This window comes from Dactylosporangium sp. NPDC048998 (assembly GCF_043197855.1).
Classification (GTDB): domain Bacteria; phylum Actinomycetota; class Actinomycetes; order Mycobacteriales; family Micromonosporaceae; genus Dactylosporangium.
This window is the reverse complement of the sequence record NZ_JBICTV010000013.1, coordinates 195,503-211,759: the sequence shown is the minus strand read 5'-3', so window position 1 is coordinate 211,759 and position 16,257 is coordinate 195,503. Positions and strand designations below refer to the sequence as shown.

The 16,257-nt window shown below is 69.1% G+C and carries 16 protein-coding genes and 1 riboswitch; of the genes, 6 read left to right on the top strand and 10 right to left on the bottom strand.

What is annotated here, in order from left to right; genetic code table 11:
- Positions 1–955: 955 nt before the first annotated feature.
- Positions 956–1,162 carry a hypothetical protein gene (locus ACGFI8_RS27960; protein ID WP_392809340.1) on the top strand — a complete coding sequence of 69 codons (207 nt, stop codon included), beginning with the start codon at positions 956–958 and terminating at the stop codon, positions 1,160–1,162.
- A gap of 120 nt (positions 1,163–1,282) precedes the next feature.
- Here the strand turns inward: ACGFI8_RS27960 and ACGFI8_RS27955 are convergent, their stop codons facing one another.
- Positions 1,283–1,765 (bottom strand): nuclear transport factor 2 family protein, encoded by a 483-nt coding sequence (locus ACGFI8_RS27955; RefSeq protein WP_392809338.1) that lies wholly within the window; start codon positions 1,763–1,765, stop codon positions 1,283–1,285.
- 70 nt (positions 1,766–1,835) lie between these two features.
- Here ACGFI8_RS27955 and ACGFI8_RS27950 point away from each other — a divergent pair, with 70 nt between their 5' ends.
- Complete coding sequence (locus ACGFI8_RS27950) at positions 1,836–2,372, top strand: TetR/AcrR family transcriptional regulator (protein WP_392809336.1); 537 nt, start codon at positions 1,836–1,838, stop codon at positions 2,370–2,372.
- Between the two features lie 108 nt (positions 2,373–2,480).
- Here ACGFI8_RS27950 and ACGFI8_RS27945 read toward each other — a convergent pair whose 3' ends face one another.
- Positions 2,481–3,644: an FAD-dependent oxidoreductase gene (locus tag ACGFI8_RS27945; RefSeq protein ID WP_392809335.1), complete on the bottom strand. Its 1,164-nt coding sequence runs from the start codon at positions 3,642–3,644 to the stop codon at positions 2,481–2,483.
- A gap of 24 nt (positions 3,645–3,668) precedes the next feature.
- Here ACGFI8_RS27945 and ACGFI8_RS27940 point away from each other — a divergent pair, with 24 nt between their 5' ends.
- The gene (locus ACGFI8_RS27940) at positions 3,669–4,394 is read left to right on the top strand and encodes a TetR/AcrR family transcriptional regulator (RefSeq protein WP_392809333.1); all 726 of its coding nucleotides are present in this window, start codon (positions 3,669–3,671) and stop codon (positions 4,392–4,394) included.
- A 3-nt stretch (positions 4,395–4,397) separates the two neighbouring features.
- On the opposite strand, the gene ACGFI8_RS27935 is transcribed toward ACGFI8_RS27940, so the two are convergent.
- The 4 genes from ACGFI8_RS27935 to ACGFI8_RS27920 all read right to left on the bottom strand — a co-directional run bounded on the left by ACGFI8_RS27935 (position 4,398) and on the right by ACGFI8_RS27920 (position 8,030).
- A complete protein-coding gene (locus ACGFI8_RS27935) occupies positions 4,398–5,423 on the bottom strand; it encodes a hypothetical protein (RefSeq protein WP_392809331.1) in 1,026 nt (341 codons plus the stop codon).
- A complete protein-coding gene (locus tag ACGFI8_RS27930; protein ID WP_392809330.1) occupies positions 5,423–5,908 on the bottom strand; it encodes a SigE family RNA polymerase sigma factor in 486 nt (161 codons plus the stop codon). The genes ACGFI8_RS27935 and ACGFI8_RS27930 overlap by 1 nt, the downstream gene beginning before the upstream one ends.
- A gap of 97 nt (positions 5,909–6,005) precedes the next feature.
- Positions 6,006–6,614, bottom strand: a complete 609-nt coding sequence (locus ACGFI8_RS27925) for a class I SAM-dependent methyltransferase (protein ID WP_392809329.1) — start codon at positions 6,612–6,614, stop codon at positions 6,006–6,008.
- A gap of 156 nt (positions 6,615–6,770) precedes the next feature.
- Positions 6,771–8,030 carry a cysteine desulfurase-like protein gene (locus ACGFI8_RS27920; protein ID WP_392809327.1) on the bottom strand — a complete coding sequence of 420 codons (1,260 nt, stop codon included), beginning with the start codon at positions 8,028–8,030 and terminating at the stop codon, positions 6,771–6,773.
- Positions 8,031–8,252: 222 nt separating this feature from the next.
- Between ACGFI8_RS27920 and ACGFI8_RS27915 the strand changes: the two genes are divergently transcribed.
- Positions 8,253–8,837: a helix-turn-helix domain-containing protein gene (locus ACGFI8_RS27915; RefSeq protein ID WP_392809326.1), complete on the top strand. Its 585-nt coding sequence runs from the start codon at positions 8,253–8,255 to the stop codon at positions 8,835–8,837.
- Between the two features lie 212 nt (positions 8,838–9,049).
- Here ACGFI8_RS27915 and ACGFI8_RS27910 read toward each other — a convergent pair whose 3' ends face one another.
- The 4 genes from ACGFI8_RS27910 to ACGFI8_RS27895 all read right to left on the bottom strand — a co-directional run bounded on the left by ACGFI8_RS27910 (position 9,050) and on the right by ACGFI8_RS27895 (position 13,153).
- On the bottom strand, positions 9,050–9,811 hold the full coding sequence (locus ACGFI8_RS27910; protein WP_392809324.1) for an ABC transporter ATP-binding protein: 762 nt from the start codon (positions 9,809–9,811) through the stop codon (positions 9,050–9,052).
- A complete protein-coding gene (locus tag ACGFI8_RS27905) occupies positions 9,811–10,812 on the bottom strand; it encodes a FecCD family ABC transporter permease (RefSeq protein ID WP_392809323.1) in 1,002 nt (333 codons plus the stop codon). The genes ACGFI8_RS27910 and ACGFI8_RS27905 overlap by 1 nt, the downstream gene beginning before the upstream one ends.
- A gap of 59 nt (positions 10,813–10,871) precedes the next feature.
- Entirely contained in the window at positions 10,872–11,849 is a 978-nt protein-coding gene (locus ACGFI8_RS27900) for an ABC transporter substrate-binding protein (RefSeq protein ID WP_392809322.1), read from the bottom strand.
- A 30-nt stretch (positions 11,850–11,879) separates the two neighbouring features.
- Positions 11,880–12,053, bottom strand: a riboswitch (cobalamin riboswitch).
- An 86-nt stretch (positions 12,054–12,139) separates the two neighbouring features.
- Entirely contained in the window at positions 12,140–13,153 is a 1,014-nt protein-coding gene (locus ACGFI8_RS27895) for a cytochrome c oxidase assembly protein (RefSeq protein WP_392809320.1), read from the bottom strand.
- 321 nt (positions 13,154–13,474) lie between these two features.
- Between ACGFI8_RS27895 and ACGFI8_RS27890 the strand changes: the two genes are divergently transcribed.
- Positions 13,475–14,884, top strand: a complete 1,410-nt coding sequence (locus ACGFI8_RS27890) for an FtsW/RodA/SpoVE family cell cycle protein (protein ID WP_392809317.1) — start codon at positions 13,475–13,477, stop codon at positions 14,882–14,884.
- Positions 14,885–15,230: 346 nt separating this feature from the next.
- Positions 15,231–16,253, top strand: a complete 1,023-nt coding sequence (locus ACGFI8_RS27885) for a CPBP family intramembrane glutamic endopeptidase (protein ID WP_392809315.1) — start codon at positions 15,231–15,233, stop codon at positions 16,251–16,253.
- Positions 16,254–16,257 lie beyond the last annotated feature (4 nt).

Here is a 16,257-nt window from a genome sequence, read left to right as displayed (position 1 = left end):
GACCCGCGGCCCGAACACCCACCACACTTCCCGCGACAGAACCGAATTACGTGATCGAAACCCCGTCAGATGGGGGAATTACGTGATCGCCGACAGTATTGCCGTCCGGACCAGGCAGGCGGCCCGCCGTAATCGGGCGACCGCAGGGCACGAGTGCCGGGCGGCGGCGCCGAACTGGCCGTGGCGGGGCGTCGCGTGCGAACCTTGCGGCTACTTGCGGTAGTCGAGAAAGCCGGCAGCCGGACGGAGCCTATCGGCAGAGCCAGAAGCCATCGCCGGAGTGCCGGGCCACATCTCCGTCCGACCGGCGGACGCAGACCACGGAACCATCGACCCACACGCTCTCACCACGGCGCAGCACCAGAGGAGACGGAAGCTCCACGGCCCAGTCACCGGCCTCGACCACGGTCGCGATCGTCAACCTGGTCACCAGCACGGATTCGGTCCGGACGGCTCCGGTTGCGTCATCCCCCCGACCGACCCGCATCTGCACGAGTTCGAGCCTACCGATGCCGTGTCGGCCGCAGCCATACCGACGATGACCGACATCCCGCTCATCGGAAACGTGATCAGGTGCTCCGGCGGCGTGTGCGCGCATTCCATGGCTGGCGGTGCGGGCCATGCGGCCCGTTGCCGTGGCCTTTAGTGTGCCGACAGCGCTGCCTGGCGTCCGCGGTCGCTGCGCCGCCTTGCTACCCGGCGGTACACAGTGGCGGCATCACCAGACCGGTGACGCGGTCCGCCCCCGCGCGCCGTTACCGTAGCGTCCGCCGTGTTTGTCCCGTTGTTGCCCTCAGCGGTACGCTCTCTCGAGACGCACGGTGCCGGCCCTGCGGCCTGGCGGCGACTGTTGACTTCGACATGGCTCTGTGGCCGAGCAAGAGACGATTTGAGTTGACAACCCCTTGTTCTGAACCTTCATCAAGGCTTGTCATCTGTTGTCGAGAACCCGCAGTTGGCGGCCTACATCCTGGGTGACCTGGGCCGGACCGATGAGGCGATCGCGCTGCTTAGGCCGCGTGCCACATCGCATTTCATCGGGGACGTCCTGGCCGAGATGCTGCTTCGCCGGGGAGAAGTCGACGAAGCCATGGCGGCGGTCCACGGGCGGGAGCCGCTGGAACCGCGGCCCGACCCGTGGGCGGGCGTCTCGACGGATTGATAGAGGCGACTCGCCTCGGCTGGCCTGAGCGCGGGCACCTGAGTTACCCGCGTCAGGATCGGATAGGTATCCATCCATGCAAGCGCGGCTTCGCTCCCCGATGCCTCGAGAATCAGACACTCAAAACCAGGACCCGGCCTGAGGCGCGGTAAGCGCGGCAGCCAAGGCGGGCAGTCGACCAAAAGCGCGGGCGCCAGCCACGTGGTCAACGTAGTCACGGGACTCGACGATCGCGCCGTCCCGGACCCGGACCACGAAGATGCAGGGCAGCGTGAAGGCGCGGCCGTCAATCACGCCGGCGTACCGGAATTCGAAGATCACCACCTCGGGATCTGGTGTCGGGTACACACGGTCGTCAACGACGTCGTAGCGTTCCACACCGGCCGGGCGGCCGCCGGTGCCGAAGTGCTCTCGCACCCTAGTCCGGCTGCTCAGCGGGGTGTCGCCGAACGGGTTGAACGGATGGCGCACGTCGGTGCGCTCGGCGTAGCAGGCTGCCAGCTCATCGATCTGCGCCGCCTCCTCAGCGGCGGTGAGCCCCCCACGCATGAGGCGACAGACGCCGGCGGCCACGGCGCGGACGGTTTCCTCGGGCGTGCGCATGGCACCCCTCCTAACGAAGTCGAGACTCCGGTTACAGTATCGAAGTCTAGACTTCGGTTAAAGTGGTCACATGCGCCAGGATGCTCGGGAGAACCGCGAGCGCATTCTCGCCGCAGCCGACCACGTCTTCGGCACGCACGGCGAGGCCGGCTCCACCGAGGAGGTGGCGCGGCTGGCTGGCGTGGGCATCGCGACGGTATTCCGGCACTTCCCGACCAAGGAGGCGCTGATCGAGGCCGCGCTGGTGCGGCATTTCACCGGTCTGCTCGACCGAACCCGGGCAACGGCCGCCGCGCCCGATCCGACGGCGGCGTTGCCCGCGCTGATCCGCGAGATGATCGAGCGCGGCGCGAGCAAACTCACCTTGGCCTCAATGCTGGGCGATGCCCCACCGGCCGTCGTCACCGTGGCAGGCGAGGTGAAGGCAGCAGTCGACATGGTGTTACGACGTGCCCAAGCTGCTGGCGCAGTCCGGCCGGATGTCGGCGTCGAAGAGCTCTACCTGATAATTCGCGGCTTAGCCCAGACCACCGCGGCCACGCCAGTTCCAGCGGCGATGCTCGAACGCGCCATCGACGTCATCCTGGACGGCCTCTCCACCCGGTAGTGCTGGCCCGGATCTCAATGCAGTAACGCATCACGCGGCCAGAAGCCCGCCGAACCGCTTGATCACGTTTACCGCACATAGCGACATACGATCTTCAGGGAGGAGCGTCTACGAGGGCGAGGCCGGCTGCGTCGCGCGTTGTCGGTCTGCGGGTGCCGGCTCGGTGGGCCGCGGCGTGAAGAAGCGGATGATGTCGTCGGCTGCGGTGGGGGACAGCATCATTGCCTGGACTCGTGCGGACATTTCGGCGATCGGGTGGGTTCTGATGAACATCGCCTCTTCGTACGTCCGGATCGCCGAGTCGGGGTCGGCGGGGTTGGTGGCGAGTTCGGCGGCGAGTTCGGCGGCGTCGAGCATGGCTTGGTTGGCGCCCTCGCCGACCGGCGGCATGAGGTGCGCGGCGTCACCGATGAGGGTGATGCACGGCTGGTGGGCCCAGCGTGTACCGGTGGGCATCGCCTCGATCCTGCGTGGGGTCGGCGGGCTGTCGCCGGCTTCGATGAGTGCGGTGAGGCTGGGGTTCCAGCCATCGAACATGTTCAGCAGAGCGCGCTTGCTGCGGTAGGTGTCTGGGTGGCGATCGTCCGCGCGTAGGGAGATCCCGACTCGGATGCTGCCGTCGCTCTGGCGTTGTGCTGCCAGGATCTGGTTCACGCCGATGCACCAGAGGTTTCCGGGGCCGACCAGCTCGGCGAGATCCGGGTGGCGCCGGTCGGCGTCGCTGATGCTGAGCTCGGCCAACATGGCCACGGAGGACAGTGTCGCGTCGGTCAGCAGCGACCGGACGACCGAGCGGGCGCCGTCCGCACCGATGAGGACGTCGCAGTCGGCGTTGTGGCCGCCGTCGAACGTCAGCCCGAAGCCTCCGCCGGGGCGTGGCGTCGCCGCGACGAGCCGGTGCTGCCAGGCCACCGCGTCGCCGGGGAGCGAATCGAGCAGAAGATCACGCAGTACGCCGCGGTCGATTTCGGGGCGTCCGGAGAATGAGCCGGGTTGTGGCTTGTGGTGCATGAGGGTGCGTCCGGCCGGGTCGAGGATGCGAAGTTCCTCGCCCTCCGGCCGTGCCTCGGACCGGAATCGGCCGGTGAGGCCCGCATCGGCCAAAGCCTGTTGCCCGGACTCCGGGTGCAGGTCGAGCATGCCGCCCTGTGATCGCGCGGATCGGCTTGCCTCGCGTTCGTACACCACCGCGTCGATGTCGTGCCGGTGCAGGATTCGGGCCAGCGTCAGGCCGCCGAGGCCACCGCCGGCGATCGCAATTCGCATCATCATCTCCGTTACCGTACGATGTACCTTATGGATACGCCGTACGGTAGCGCACCGCTGCCTGTCTGGGAACGGCCCGAGCCTCAGCCGCGGGCGGCGCCGGTGCCGCTGAGCCGCGCGAAGATCGCCGCCACGGCGATCGGGCTCGCCGACGCACACGGCCTCGACGGGCTATCGGTACGCAAGATCGCCAAAGAGCTCGGTGTCGGTCCGATGCGGCTCTACGACTACGTGATCAACAGATCCGAACTGCTTGATCTGATGGTCGACGCCGTGTACGCCCAGATTGCCGAGGCCGGCCAGCACTCCGAGTGGCGTGCCACCGTACTGGCCATCGTTCACCGGACCCGCGATGCCGCTCTTGATCATGAGTGGTTCGCCGACCTGCTCGGCGGACGGCCACACTTAGGACCGCACGCGCTCGCCGTGGGCGAATCGACCGCGGCGGCGCTCAGCCAGGCCCCCGGCGTGCGCGGTATCGACGATCTCCAGCGGGCCTTGGGCGCCCTCAACGCGTTCATCGTCGGAGCGCTCCGCAGGGAGATCACCGAGCGACGCACCGCCCGTTTGACCGGCACCGACGTGTCCGCTTGGCAGGCCACCCTCGGGCCCTACCTGACACGCATGCTCGAAACAGGCCGCTACCCCACCGTCGCCCGGCTTGTTATCGACGGCGCCCACCTCAACGCCGAGGAAACCTTCCACCACAACCTGATCACCATCCTGGACGGCATCACCAACCGTTCCCGCACCTGAACCTCAGCGTCCACCGATCCAGCTCATGTCCGGCCATGGTCCGAAATCAAACTCCTCGAGGATCCGGATCAGCGTGGGCATTGCCTGCTCGCCGCCGGGTCCGTCGTCGAGTTGGGCGAACACCTCGACGCCGCCGGGCAGGGTCAGGAAGAGCTGCCTCATCTCGGGCACCTGCCAGCCGCTCCACTCGCGGATGCGGATCGGCGTGGTGGTGAACGTGTTCGCCAGCCGCATCGCCGCGCTGGTTCCCATGCTGATGGAGAGCTGCCGCCCCCCGGTGCCGCTCATCGTCACCTCCTGGGTCCAGTTCGTGTCCTCGAACCCGTGGTGCAGCCGCCAGGGCACGGTGGCGAGGTCCGATGGCAGCCAGCCGAAGCGAGGGCCGACCCAGGTGACTTCCGGATCCGGCCGCACTGAACGCGCGACCCGGAGGGCCAGGTGCTGTTGGGCGTCCGCGACGTCATCGGTGAGTACGCCTATCAACAGTTGCGGTTGGCCGGGCGGCTGCCAGGTGAGGTACGTGCCGAGATTCTGATCGCCGACCTGGACGAGCCGGCCGGGTACGCCATTGACGTCGACGGTTGTCGTTCGACCGCTCGGCCGGTCGGGGTCGAGCGACGGATGCCAGCCGATCAGCAACTCGATCGCCTGGTTCGCGGTGCCTGGCTGCCAGCCCCGCGAGAGGGCGGGGGCCTGTGTCCCATCCACGACCACGGTGCGTTTGCCCTCGCCGTAGCTGCGGGGCAGCCATGCCGGACGGAAGCGCAGGGGGACCTCCAGCCAACCGCCCCCGGGACCGGCAAAGAGCACCGGAAACCTCGACGCGGGGGGTTGGGTGAGACGCCACACTCCGGCCGCCGCGACACCGGTGGCGGCCGCGACCGTACCGGCGCCGGCGAGCCGCAGGACCAGCCGGCGCTGGCGGTGCCGCCGCGCGCGGATGGTCAGCGAGGCGCGGATCCGGTCCGATGGCGGGGCCTCGTCTGCGAGGGCGGCGAAGGCGCTTCGGATGGCGTCGGTGTCGATCATCATTCCTCCCGTACCGGCTGCAACGCGGCGATCTCGCGCAGCTTGGCCAGCGCACGTGACGCTTGACTGCGTACCGTCCCCTCGGTGCAGCCCAGCAACGCGGCGATGTCGCCGTCGGTCATGTCCTCGTAGAAGCGCAGAGCGATCACGAGGCGCTGACGGACCGGGAGGGTACGGATCACCTGCAAGATCGCCGCGCGCTGCACGACCACGTCGACGCCATCCTGGGCCGGCGCCGGCGCTTGGACCTGTTCCCGGCGGAGGGCGGCAGCGACCCGGCGGCGGGCTGACAGCAGCTCATTCACGATCATCTTGCGCAGATACGCGTCCGGCACGTCCAGCTCGCTGATCCGCGCCCATCTCGGCTGCGCTTTGATCAGTACGTCCTGGACGACGTCCTCAGCCACGTGCGGATCGCCGGCCAGCACCGTCGCCTGCCGCAGCAGCGCCGGCAATCGCGCCGCCACGTACTCCTCGAATATCAACCGGCCCTCCCTGCTCCCCCCTAACACGAAGCTGCGGGCCGGTCGTGTTGCACGACAGGACGGACTCGTTCCGCCCCACGGCCGACCGGGACTCGGCTCACCCTTCAGTTGCAATTGCCGCGACGGCGGCGTGCGGCCGGTGAGCACCTTCGCTGGGCCGCTGCAGGCGCTCGACTTCCGTGAATCCGGCTCGCATCAGCCGCTCGACGATCTCGTCCATGGGCCAGCGATAGGCGGTCACGACTTTGTGGTCGAAGGCGGCGACCTCGTCACCGACGAAGACGCCGAGCACCAACATTCCAGCCGGCGCCATTGCTCGCCGGAACTTAGCGAGCACGCGGTCGAGCCTTTGCGGCGGTAGATGGATCAAGGAGTACCAGGCCAGAATGCCGGCGATCGAGTGGTTGGCAACGTCGAGGTCTTCCAGCGACCCGAGTTGGTACCTACCGCTCGGGTGGACCGCCTGCGCATGGGCGATGAACTCGGGGACCATGTCGATTCCCGTTGCGTCGACGCCCAGCGAGCGAAGGTAGCCGGTGATATGGCCAGGCCCGCAGCCCAGATCGAGCACCGTGCCAGGCCGGCCCGCCAGATGTCGTCCGATGAAGGCCAGGTCGTCGGCGTGGACCTGCTGGCTTGTACCGAACAGCTCGATGTAGAGCTCTGCGACGGACGAATATGCCTGCCGAACCTGCTCCATGGTCACCGCGCGACTATATGACCTCTCGGACCGGGCAAGAGCAGGCCCGGGACCAGCACGGGGAAGCACGTCGACTCTTGCAGGCATGGCTCGACGCGAACGACACGTGGCAACGCAGCCGGATTGAGGATGACTGACCCGCTGACGCTTCGCTCCGCCGTGTCACTGGGCAAGGAAAGCGGCCAGGCCGTCGAGGACGCGCGCGATGTCGGTGTCGTCGCTGTAGGGGGCCAGGCCGAGCCGAAGCGCGTGCTCGTCGTCCAGGCCGAGGCGGCGGAACGGCTCGTATGCGTAGAAGGACCCGGCGGGGGCGAGCACGTCACGGCCCAGAAGGAATCGGTACGCGTCCCAGGTCTTGCGGCCGGGCAGGGTGACCAGCAGGGTCGGGGTGCGGTCGGCGGCACGGGAGTGGACCACGACGTCGGAGCCCAGTGCCGCGAGTCCGTCTTCGAGCAGGCGGCGAAGGCGCATCTCGTGCTCGTCGACGGCATGCAGAGAGGCCCGCAGCCGCTCCCGCCGCGAGGAATCGCCGTCCGTGGCTCCGACGGCTGCGGGGGCGATGTCTGCCAGGAAGTCAACGGCGGCGGTGGCGCCGGCGAGGGTCTCGTAGGGCAGGGTGCCGAGTTCGAAGCGCTCGGGGACGGCGTTGGTGGAGGGGAGCAGCTTGTCCGGATGCAGGGTCCCGAGGAGGTCGGGGGATGCGGCCAGGACGCCGCAGTGCGGGCCGAGGAGCTTGTACGGGGAACAGACGTACAGGTCCGCACCGAGGGCGGGGACGTCGACGAACTGGTGCGCGGTGTAGTGCACGCCGTCGACGTAGACCAGCGCGCCGACGGCGTGCGCGGCGTCGGCGATCGCCCGCACCGCCGGCTTGGTGCCGAGCAGGTTCGACGCGGCGGTGACCGCGACCAGCCGCGTCCGTTCGGTGATGGCCGCCTCGACGGAGGCCGGATCGATCTCGGCGGTGGTGGGATCGAGGTCGATCCAGCGTACGACCGCACCGGCGTTCTCCGCGGCGATCACCCAGGGCCGGACGTTGGCGTCGTGGTCGAGCCTGCTCACGACGACCTCGTCACCCTGGCGCCACTGCTTGGCGATCACCCGGGAGAAGTCGAAGGTCAGGTGCGTGGCGCTGCGGCCGTGGACGATCCCGCGGGCGGGAACGCCGAGCAGATCGGCGTAGGCCTGCCGGAACGCGGTGACCGCGGCGTCAGCGTTTGCCTCCGACACCGAGCCCGTGCCGCGGTTGGACAGCGGGCCGGTGATCGTGGCGGTGATCGCGTCGGCGACCGACTGCGGCGTCTGTGTGCCGCCCGGGCCGTCGAAGTGCGCAATGCCCGAGGCCAGGGACGGGAACTGCGCCCTCAGCGCAGCGACGTCGAACTCGGTCGACCCACCGGCGGCGGATGCAATGGAGGTCATTGTCGGTCTCCTGAGGGTCGAGCCACGTCGTGGCGGTCGGGGGAGGCGCCGGGAGCAAGGCAGGTGATCAGCTGCCGGTCACCGAACTCCGGGCAGCTGCACTCTGTTTCATCGGTACATGCAATATAGTGCAGACCCCTGTCGTGTGCAATATGCTGCATGCTGTGACCGGGCTCGTGGTGGACGGGTCGTGCGCCCACCGGGCTGAGTGCGGAGGTGTCGATGGAAACGAAGGCCGGCTGGAGCGACCCGTTCATCGAACGGGTCGGCCAAGAGGTCCGCCGGCGCCGTCAGGAGGCAGGCATGACGATGCAGCAGCTGGCCGACGCCTCCGGTGTGAGCATGCGGATGCTCAGCCACATCGAACTCGGCGAGGCCAACCCCAGCCTGGTCACCGTCGCCAAGGTCGCACACGCCCTCGGCACCGACTTCGCGTCCCTGGCCCGCGAGACCCGGCCCGGCTCACTGGTCGTCAACGCCCCTGGCACCGCCACCGGTATCTGGTCCTCCGCTGCCGGAAGTCACGCGGTGCTGTCCACCGCGAGCACAGTGCGACCCTCGGCAGCCTTGTGGGACTGGATTCTCGTCCCCGGGGACTCCTACCGGGCAGAGCCGGACCCGCCCGGCAGCGAAGAGCTGTTTCTGGTCATCAGTGGTGTACTCACCCTGATCGCCGACGGCCACGACGACACGGTTCTCGACGCGGGTGCATCAGCGCGGCTCGCCACCGACCGGGACTACGGCTACCGCAACGACGGCAGCGAGCCTGTCAGGTTCATCCGCGTCACCCACGTAACGGCCTGGTAGTGCCTTCTTCTGAGCTGCCGTCTGAACATCGAGGTGGTGCCAGGACATACCATTAGGGCCCGTACGGTGAGATCCGGGACAGCTCGTTCAGCGTCGACGTGTTCGTACCAGATGTCGTCGGGGTGGACGATGATGAGCGGGCCGAGGTTGCACGGGAAGAGGCAGCCGGTGGCCGCCGTGGTGGGTGACGGAGCGGGCCACCAGCAGGACGTTCATGCTGCCGGTCGCCGGTAGGTGATGACCGGGTGTCCGTCGTGCACGGTAACCCGCGCGTCCACGCCGTAGACGTCGGCGAGGAGGGCGGGGGTCAGCACGTCGAGCGGTGGCCCGGACGCGGCGACCCGGCCGCGGTCCAGGACCACGACGAGGTCGCAGAACATCGCGGCCAGGTTGAGGTCGTGCAGGGCGGCGAAGGTGGTGATGCCGGCGCGGCGGACCAGGTGGAGCAGCTGGAGCTGGTGGCCGATGTCGAGGTGGTTCGTGGGTTCGTCGAGCAGCAGCAGGTGCGGTTCCTGGGCCAGCGCGCGGGCGAGCTGGACCCGTTGGCGTTCCCCGCCGGACAGCGTCTGCCACGTGCGGTGGGCGTAGGCGGTCATGCCGACCTGTTCGAGCGCGTCGGCGGCGGCCGCCCGGTCGGTGTCGCTGTCGGACCAGCGGGAGCGGCGATGGGGGGTGCGGCCGAGCAGCACTACGTCGAGCGCGGTCAGGTCGAGATCGGTCTCGGTGTACTGCGCGAGCAGCGCCATCCGTCGTGCCGCGTCGGCCCGGCGCAGCACGGTGACGTCGTCGCCGTCGAGGGTGACCGTCCCGGACGTCGGTGGGGTGAGGCCGGCGACGACGCGCAGCAGGGTGGTCTTGCCGGAGCCGTTGGGGCCGAGCAGGCCGACCAGGCTGCCGCGCGGCGCCGCGCAGGTCACGTCCTCGAGGATGCGGGCGGCTGGCACCGCCCACGACACGTCGCGGATGTCGAGCATCAGCCGTTCACCTCCCGCCTGCGCAGCAGGACGACAAACGCGGGCACCCCGAGCAGGGCGGTCAGCACGCCCGCCGGCAGCTCGCGGGGCTCGAACAGGGTCCGGGCGGCGGTGTCCACCCAGATCAGGAAGATCGCCCCGGCGAGCACGACGACCGGCAGCAGCCGCCGATGGTCGGGGCCGGTGAGTAGCCGGGCGGCGTGCGGCAGGATCAGACCGACGAAGCCGATCGCGCCGCTCACCGCGACCAGGACCGCGGTGAGCAGGGCGGTGGTGATCAGCAGCAGCCATCGGACCCGGCCGACGTCGACGCCGAGGGTGGCGGCCGCCTCTTCGCCGAACGCGAACGCGTTGAGCGCTCTGGCGTGTAGCAGGAGCAGGGTGAGCGCGACCGCGAGGACCGGCGCGGCCCAGGCCAGGGCCGTCCAGTCGGCGCGGGCGAGGGATCCGGACAGCCAGAAGGTGATGCTCTGCGTGGCGTGCGGATCCGCCACCCAGATGATCACGAACGAGGTCAACGCGGCGCAGAGCTGGGCGAGGGCGACGCCGGCGAGCACCACTCGGGTCGGTCGCAGGACCGCCTTCCGGCCGGCGGCGGCGATCACGAGCGCGAACGCGGCGATCGCGCCGGCGAACGCGCCGCCGGAGAGCGCCATGACCCCCGTGCCGATGCCGAGGACGAGGACGGCGACCGCGCCGAGCGAAGCCCCGGACGACACCCCGAGCAGGTACGGGTCGGCGAGCGGGTTGCGGGTGACCGTCTGCATGACCGCCCCGCAGGAGGCCAACCCGGCGCCGACAACGGCGGCGCCCAGCACCCGCGGCAGGCGCAGCTCCCACACGATGTGGTCGCGCAGCAGCGGCACGTCGGCGTGTATCAGGCCGAGGTGGTCGGCGATGACGGCCCAAACCGTGCCCTGCGACAGGTCCGCGGGCCCGAACGTCACCGCCGTGCCCACCGACAGCAGCAGAACAGCCGCCAGCACGAGCACCGCCGCCACGGTTCCCACCGTCCGCAGCGCCCGGGGCCGTGCCGCGTCCGCGCGGGTGGTGACGGCGGTCAGCTGCCCGCTCCGCTGATACCGCGGGCCAGGGCTTCGACGGCGAGCACGTTGCGCACGCCCGCCGAGGTCGAGGAGAACGGCAGCACGACGTACCGCTTCGCCTTGACCGCGGGCAGATCTTTGAGCGTCGCGTTGTTTTCCAGGAACGACTGCTTGGCCGTGGCCTGGTCCCAGCTCGCGTCGACGAGCACGATGACGTCCGGGTTGCGCTCGGCGACGGTCTCCCAGCTGGTGTCCGCCCAGCTGCCGGTGACGTCGGCGAAGGCGTTGACGGCCCCGGCCGCCGTCATGATCATGCCTGGGCTGCCGCAGCAGGCGCCGACGCTCGGCGCGTCGCTGCCGCCGTCCCACCACAGCACCTTGGCCCCCTTGGCGCCCGCCGCGGCCTTCGCGATGCGGGCCTGCTGGTCGCTGATCAGTGCCTCGGCCCGGTCCTGCACGCCGAAGATCGCGGCGATCTCGCGGATCTCGGTGAACACGTCATCCATCGCCAGCTTCGCCGGCCGGGTCTCTTTCGGGCAGCCGGCGGGCGAGAGGTACGTGCCGATGCCCAGCTTCTGCCACTCGCCACGGTCGCCGACACCCTCGTCGCCGAAGGCGCTGGAGAACGACCCGTAGACGAAGTCCGGCGCGGCCTCGAGCAGCTTCTCCTTCGCCGGGTACTCCTTGGCCAGCACCGGAACCTTGGCGTAGGCGGCGGCGTACTCGGGCAGGACCTGGTCGTCGAGGTACGCGGTGCCGATCATCCGGTCCTGCAGACCGAGTGCCAGCATGATCTCGGTAGCGGATTGGTTCATCGTGACGGCCCGCGCCGGCGGCTCGCTGATCGTGACCGGCGTGCCGCAGTTGGTCAGCGCCACCGGACCGGCCGACGCGGACGCCGTGGCGCGGGGCTCGGTGCCGGAGCAGCCGGTGAGCAGGACGATGAGAACGGACAGCGGCGCGAGAGCGCGCCAGGACGCAGGGGACCGCACAGCGGGACCGCCTTCCAGCACCTCGTGGACGGGTCGTTCGGGTGCCGTGGCCGGTCTCCTGGCTGACGGGTGGTGCGCCGGCGGCCGGCCTTCCCAGGCTCGCGCCCAGTGACCTTGCGGTGGCCTCCGGCATCCCGATCACAGTGGCGAGGGCCGCTCCGGTCTCACACCGGCTTCCCGAACACCACGGCCAGGACACCCTAACCACACCGCGCGCCGTCCGTCACCATGGCCTGCGCCACCCTGACGACCTCGTGGCAGGCAGCGGCTCGACGCCGCCGGACTTGGCCTCAGTCGTGATCGCGACGCTGGAACTGGGCGGCCCGGTCGCCGAAGACCGAGGCGTCCGTCTCCCACCAGGGCCGCTCGACGCCGAACCCCCCGTCCTCGTCGCCGGGCGCGCCGGTGCCGCCGTCCGCCCCGGCCACGTCCAGTGCCTCGTCGACGCGTCGGGCCTCGCGGGCGTCGGCCCGGACCCATTGCAGCAGGAGCAGACCGAGGAACGGCACGTCGACGGCCTCGCCGATGCACCACAGGAAGTCGCCGCCGAGCTGCTGGTCGTGCAGGAGGCTCCCACCCCAGGGGCGGCCAAGGGTGGCGAGGTACGCGCCAGCGATCACGTGGGTGTCGAGCCGGATGACGATGCCGGGCACGGCGTCGGCGAGCAGCTCGATCAGCGCGAACATGAGGGCCAGCAGGTACGGCACGGGTGCCGCGATGGTGTCAGCCTCCCAGATCGGCACGAGCACGGCCAGCCCGGCTAGCAGCAGCGCCAGGTGGGTCAACGACGCGAGTACCGGATGTTGCAGCGTCGCCTGGTACCACGGCGTGAAGAAGACCAGGAACGGGATCAGGGCGAGCAGCAGCGGACTGACCACCGGCACCGTGAACAGGCGGGCCGGGCGGCTGTGCAGGACCGTGTCGAGCCTCGCCGACCCGGCCGGCCCGAGTGCCGCCTTGGCCAGCTCGATCGGCCGGCCCAGGGCCAGCAGCAGCGGGACCACCATGAGCAGCGCGACCACCTGCATCGCGTACGCCGAGAACAGCACTGGGGCGTAGACGCCGAGCCAGCCCATCGTGGTCGCCGCGAGGGCGACCAGACCCACGCCGAAGAAGGCGAGGGTACGCGCGACGGGCCACTGCCCGCCGGCGCGGCGGACCCGCCACACGCCGAACAGGTAGCCGCCCGCGGCGACGAGCACGGCCGCCAGCACCAGCGGGTCGACCCGCCACGCGTGCGGTGCGGCGGCGAGGCTGGGCGCGGGCGGCCCGCCGTAGCGGACCAGATCGAAAACTGACGCCATACGTCCTGGCCTTCCTGCTGGTCATGGCGGCCTTCGACCCCGACGCGGCCAACTCTATGCACAGCGGCGGCCGGCGTCTGCGGGATGGCATCCGAGAGCCAGATGGCGTCAACGACTCGTACCGCGCCTCGGCTGCGTGGGCGCCAGATATTTGCGTCGCCACGCAAATAGCCTGTACGTTGTCTACCTGGCGGGACGGGACCACGATGCCGTCCGTAGCTGCGTGACGTCTTTCCCCACACTGCATCGGGGGCCCAGCGGCTGTGGTGATCGCGGTCTCCGGCGCCGGCCGAAGCGGCCGTTGGTCCCTTGGAGTCCCCGTTGGCGAACAAGCCGATACGCAAGCCTGAAGAGGCTGCTGCGGTCGCGCATCCCGATCGCGCTGATCCGGCGGCTGGAGGGCTGAACACGCTTCGGGTCAGGGGTGGCCTGGTCACCCTGCGAGGGCTGCTGCAGCGGCCGCTCGCCTCCTACTATCTCCTGCTGTCGTGCAGCGGGCTGCTGCTCGTCATCGGGCTGGTCATGGTCTTCTCGGCTACCAGCGTCGATGCTCTTGGGCGAACCGGAAACGCATACTCGCCGGTGGTCCAGCAGGGCGTTGGGGCCGTCGTGGGCCTGGGCGCATTCTGGTGGTGCCAGCGCCTACCGGTACGCACCTACCGTGCGATGGCGCCCGTCGGGGTGTGGTTGGCCATTCTGTCGATGTTCGCCGTTGACGCACTCGAGTTCATGGCACGCCTGCGGTCAGACCCTGACGGTGTACCGCGTCCACTGCACCTCGGCCCGGTGTACGCCCAGGACCGGTGGTTGTCATTCGGCTCGGTGCAACTGCAGCCCTCCGAGCTGGGCAAGTTGGCCCTCGCCGTGTGGGCGGCGGACGTGCTGGCGCGGAAGGGCAAGGACATCGTCGCCTGGCGCAGCCTCGTTTTTCCGTTGTTGCCGGTCACCGTTTTGCTGCTGGGTCTGGTCGGTCTCAACGATTTCGGTAGCATGGCGTGTCTGCTGGTCATGGTCACCGGGATGTTGTTCGTCGCCGGTGTGCACACTCGAGTGTTCGCCGTCCTGTTCGCAGGTATCGCAGCCGGCATGGTCACGTTGATCGCGATGCCCGGCAAGAGCTACAGGGTCGCGCGGCTGACCACGTTCCTCGACCCGTCTGCCGCTGACCGCAACGGGCCCGCCTACCAGTTCTTCCGCGGCGTGTACGCCATCGCCAACGGCGGCTGGTTCGGTGTTGGCCTCGGCGGCGGACACCTCAAATGGGGGCACCTGCCGGAGGCGCAGAACGACTTCATCTTCGCCGTCATCGCCGAGGAACTCGGCGTCGTCGGCTGTTTCGTGGTACTGGCCCTGTTGGCGACCCTCACCTACACCGGCCTCCGCATCGCCGCCCGGGTTGACGACACCTTCCGCCGCCTGGTGGCCACCGGCATCATCTTCGTGATCGCCGGCCAAGCCGTCATCAACATTGGCGGGGTCATAGGACTGATGCCCATCACCGGCGTCCCGCTGCCGTTCATCTCCAAGGGCGGTACCTCGCTCGTCGCAACGTTGGCAGCGGTCGGCGTGCTCGCGTCGTTCGCCCGAGCCGAGCCGGCGGCCGCCCAGGTGCTGCACAGCCGCCCACCGGGGCGATGGGAACGATTGCTCTGGGCACCCCTTCCCGCATTGCCGGCCGAACCGCGCACGAGCACGCGCGGGACCGCCGGCCAGGCAGTCACCCGTCGCTGACGGCCGACTGGGTCGATCGAGCCGGAGACCAGACGGAACTCAGGTGGCGTCGTCCCACAAGGCGCGGCTGCCTGGGCGTCGCGTCTGCCTCCCCCGGCGACGCCTCGGACGTCGTGCTGAACGAAGGCGCGAGGTTAACGGCGTTAAATACCAGTCACCTGGCCGAGTTCTGCTACGCGGACGGAGATCCGAGCCACGCCGTACTTCCACCTGGACGTGATCCACGTCCCAAAAAGCCTTCAGTGGTGCTCCATGACATATGTCATTACCGCGCTGCGCGAATCGCATCAAGAAGTCATTACCCGTGCGACTGCCGTGCGTGAATACACCCGGAAAGGATGGGGGCGTGACTCAGAACGATTTCCTCATCACGCCCTCCGCGCCGGACGCGGGCTCCATAACCGTCGAAGCCGGAAAACGACGCCGTGGCCCCCGACCTGTCCCGCCGGGCGTCGAGTACCACCGCGTTCTCGCCGGCGACAAGCGCCACATCGGGCGCGGCGTGCTCGCGCTCGTACTGGTGCTGTTCGGCTTGTTCGGCTTCGGCGGCATCATCGGATATGCCGGCGGGCAGATCGACCTCCATGTGTTCGGCCGCCACAACATCATCGCCGGCGGCACCGAGTACACGCCGATCATGCAGCTCGGCAACCTCGTGTCGATCGCGCTGCTCATCCCCTGGAGTATGTGCATCCAGCGCTGGCTCTACGGCGTGAAGGGAGCCTCGTTGCATTCGGTGCTCTCGAAGCTGCGTCGTGCCCGTATTGGTCGCGCCGTGATCATCCTGCTGCCGGTCTGGGCCGTCTACATGACGGTGTTCACGGCGCTATCGCCGTACAAGGTGACGGACTGGGCCGCGTCCGACCTGTTCTGGCTGTTCGTGATCACGCTCGTCCTCCAGCCGCTACAAGCCGCGGGTGAGGAGTACGGCTTCCGCGGGCTTGCGTTCCGCGTTGCTGCGAGCTGGGGCCGGGGACCGCGCACCGCGCTCATGATCGGCATCACTGTCTCGACGATCCTGTTCGCCATCATTCACGGATCCACCGACATATGGCTGAACATCTACTACGTCACGCTTGGCATCACCTGGTCGCTTATCACCTGGCGCACCGGGGGACTTGAGACTTCGATCGTGATACACGCCGTGAACAACACGCTCGCGTTCCTGCTGATGCTCGTGATGCACAGCGACCCCGTCTCCGGCGGTGACCGCTCGTCGGGCGTCGGTTCGATCATCTTCCTGATGCCGTGCGTGCTGATGGCGATCATCACCACGATGATCTGGTTCCGCACCCGTCGCACCGGCCCCGCGCGCACCCCCGGGCTCGAGCCGTCCGTTTTGGCGGTGTATGCGCCGAAGGCACAATGAATGG

Excerpts from the sequence above, each read along its gene's own strand:
- ACGFI8_RS27950 (WP_392809336.1), top strand. The coding sequence starts at position 1,836 with ATGCGCCAGGATGCTCGGGAGAACCGCGAGCGCATTCTCGCCGCAGCC.
- ACGFI8_RS27955 (WP_392809338.1), bottom strand. The coding sequence starts at position 1,765 with ATGCGCACGCCCGAGGAAACCGTCCGCGCCGTGGCCGCCGGCGTCTGT.
- ACGFI8_RS27945 (WP_392809335.1), bottom strand. The coding sequence starts at position 3,644 with ATGATGATGCGAATTGCGATCGCCGGCGGTGGCCTCGGCGGCCTGACG.
- ACGFI8_RS27920 (WP_392809327.1), bottom strand. The coding sequence starts at position 8,030 with ATGACCTCCATTGCATCCGCCGCCGGTGGGTCGACCGAGTTCGACGTC.
- ACGFI8_RS27910 (WP_392809324.1), bottom strand. The coding sequence starts at position 9,811 with ATGCTCGACATCCGCGACGTGTCGTGGGCGGTGCCAGCCGCCCGCATC.
- ACGFI8_RS27895 (WP_392809320.1), bottom strand. The coding sequence starts at position 13,153 with ATGGCGTCAGTTTTCGATCTGGTCCGCTACGGCGGGCCGCCCGCGCCC.
- ACGFI8_RS27935 (WP_392809331.1), bottom strand. The coding sequence starts at position 5,423 with ATGATCGACACCGACGCCATCCGAAGCGCCTTCGCCGCCCTCGCAGAC.
- ACGFI8_RS27940 (WP_392809333.1), top strand. The coding sequence starts at position 3,669 with ATGGATACGCCGTACGGTAGCGCACCGCTGCCTGTCTGGGAACGGCCC.
- ACGFI8_RS27915 (WP_392809326.1), top strand. The coding sequence starts at position 8,253 with ATGGAAACGAAGGCCGGCTGGAGCGACCCGTTCATCGAACGGGTCGGC.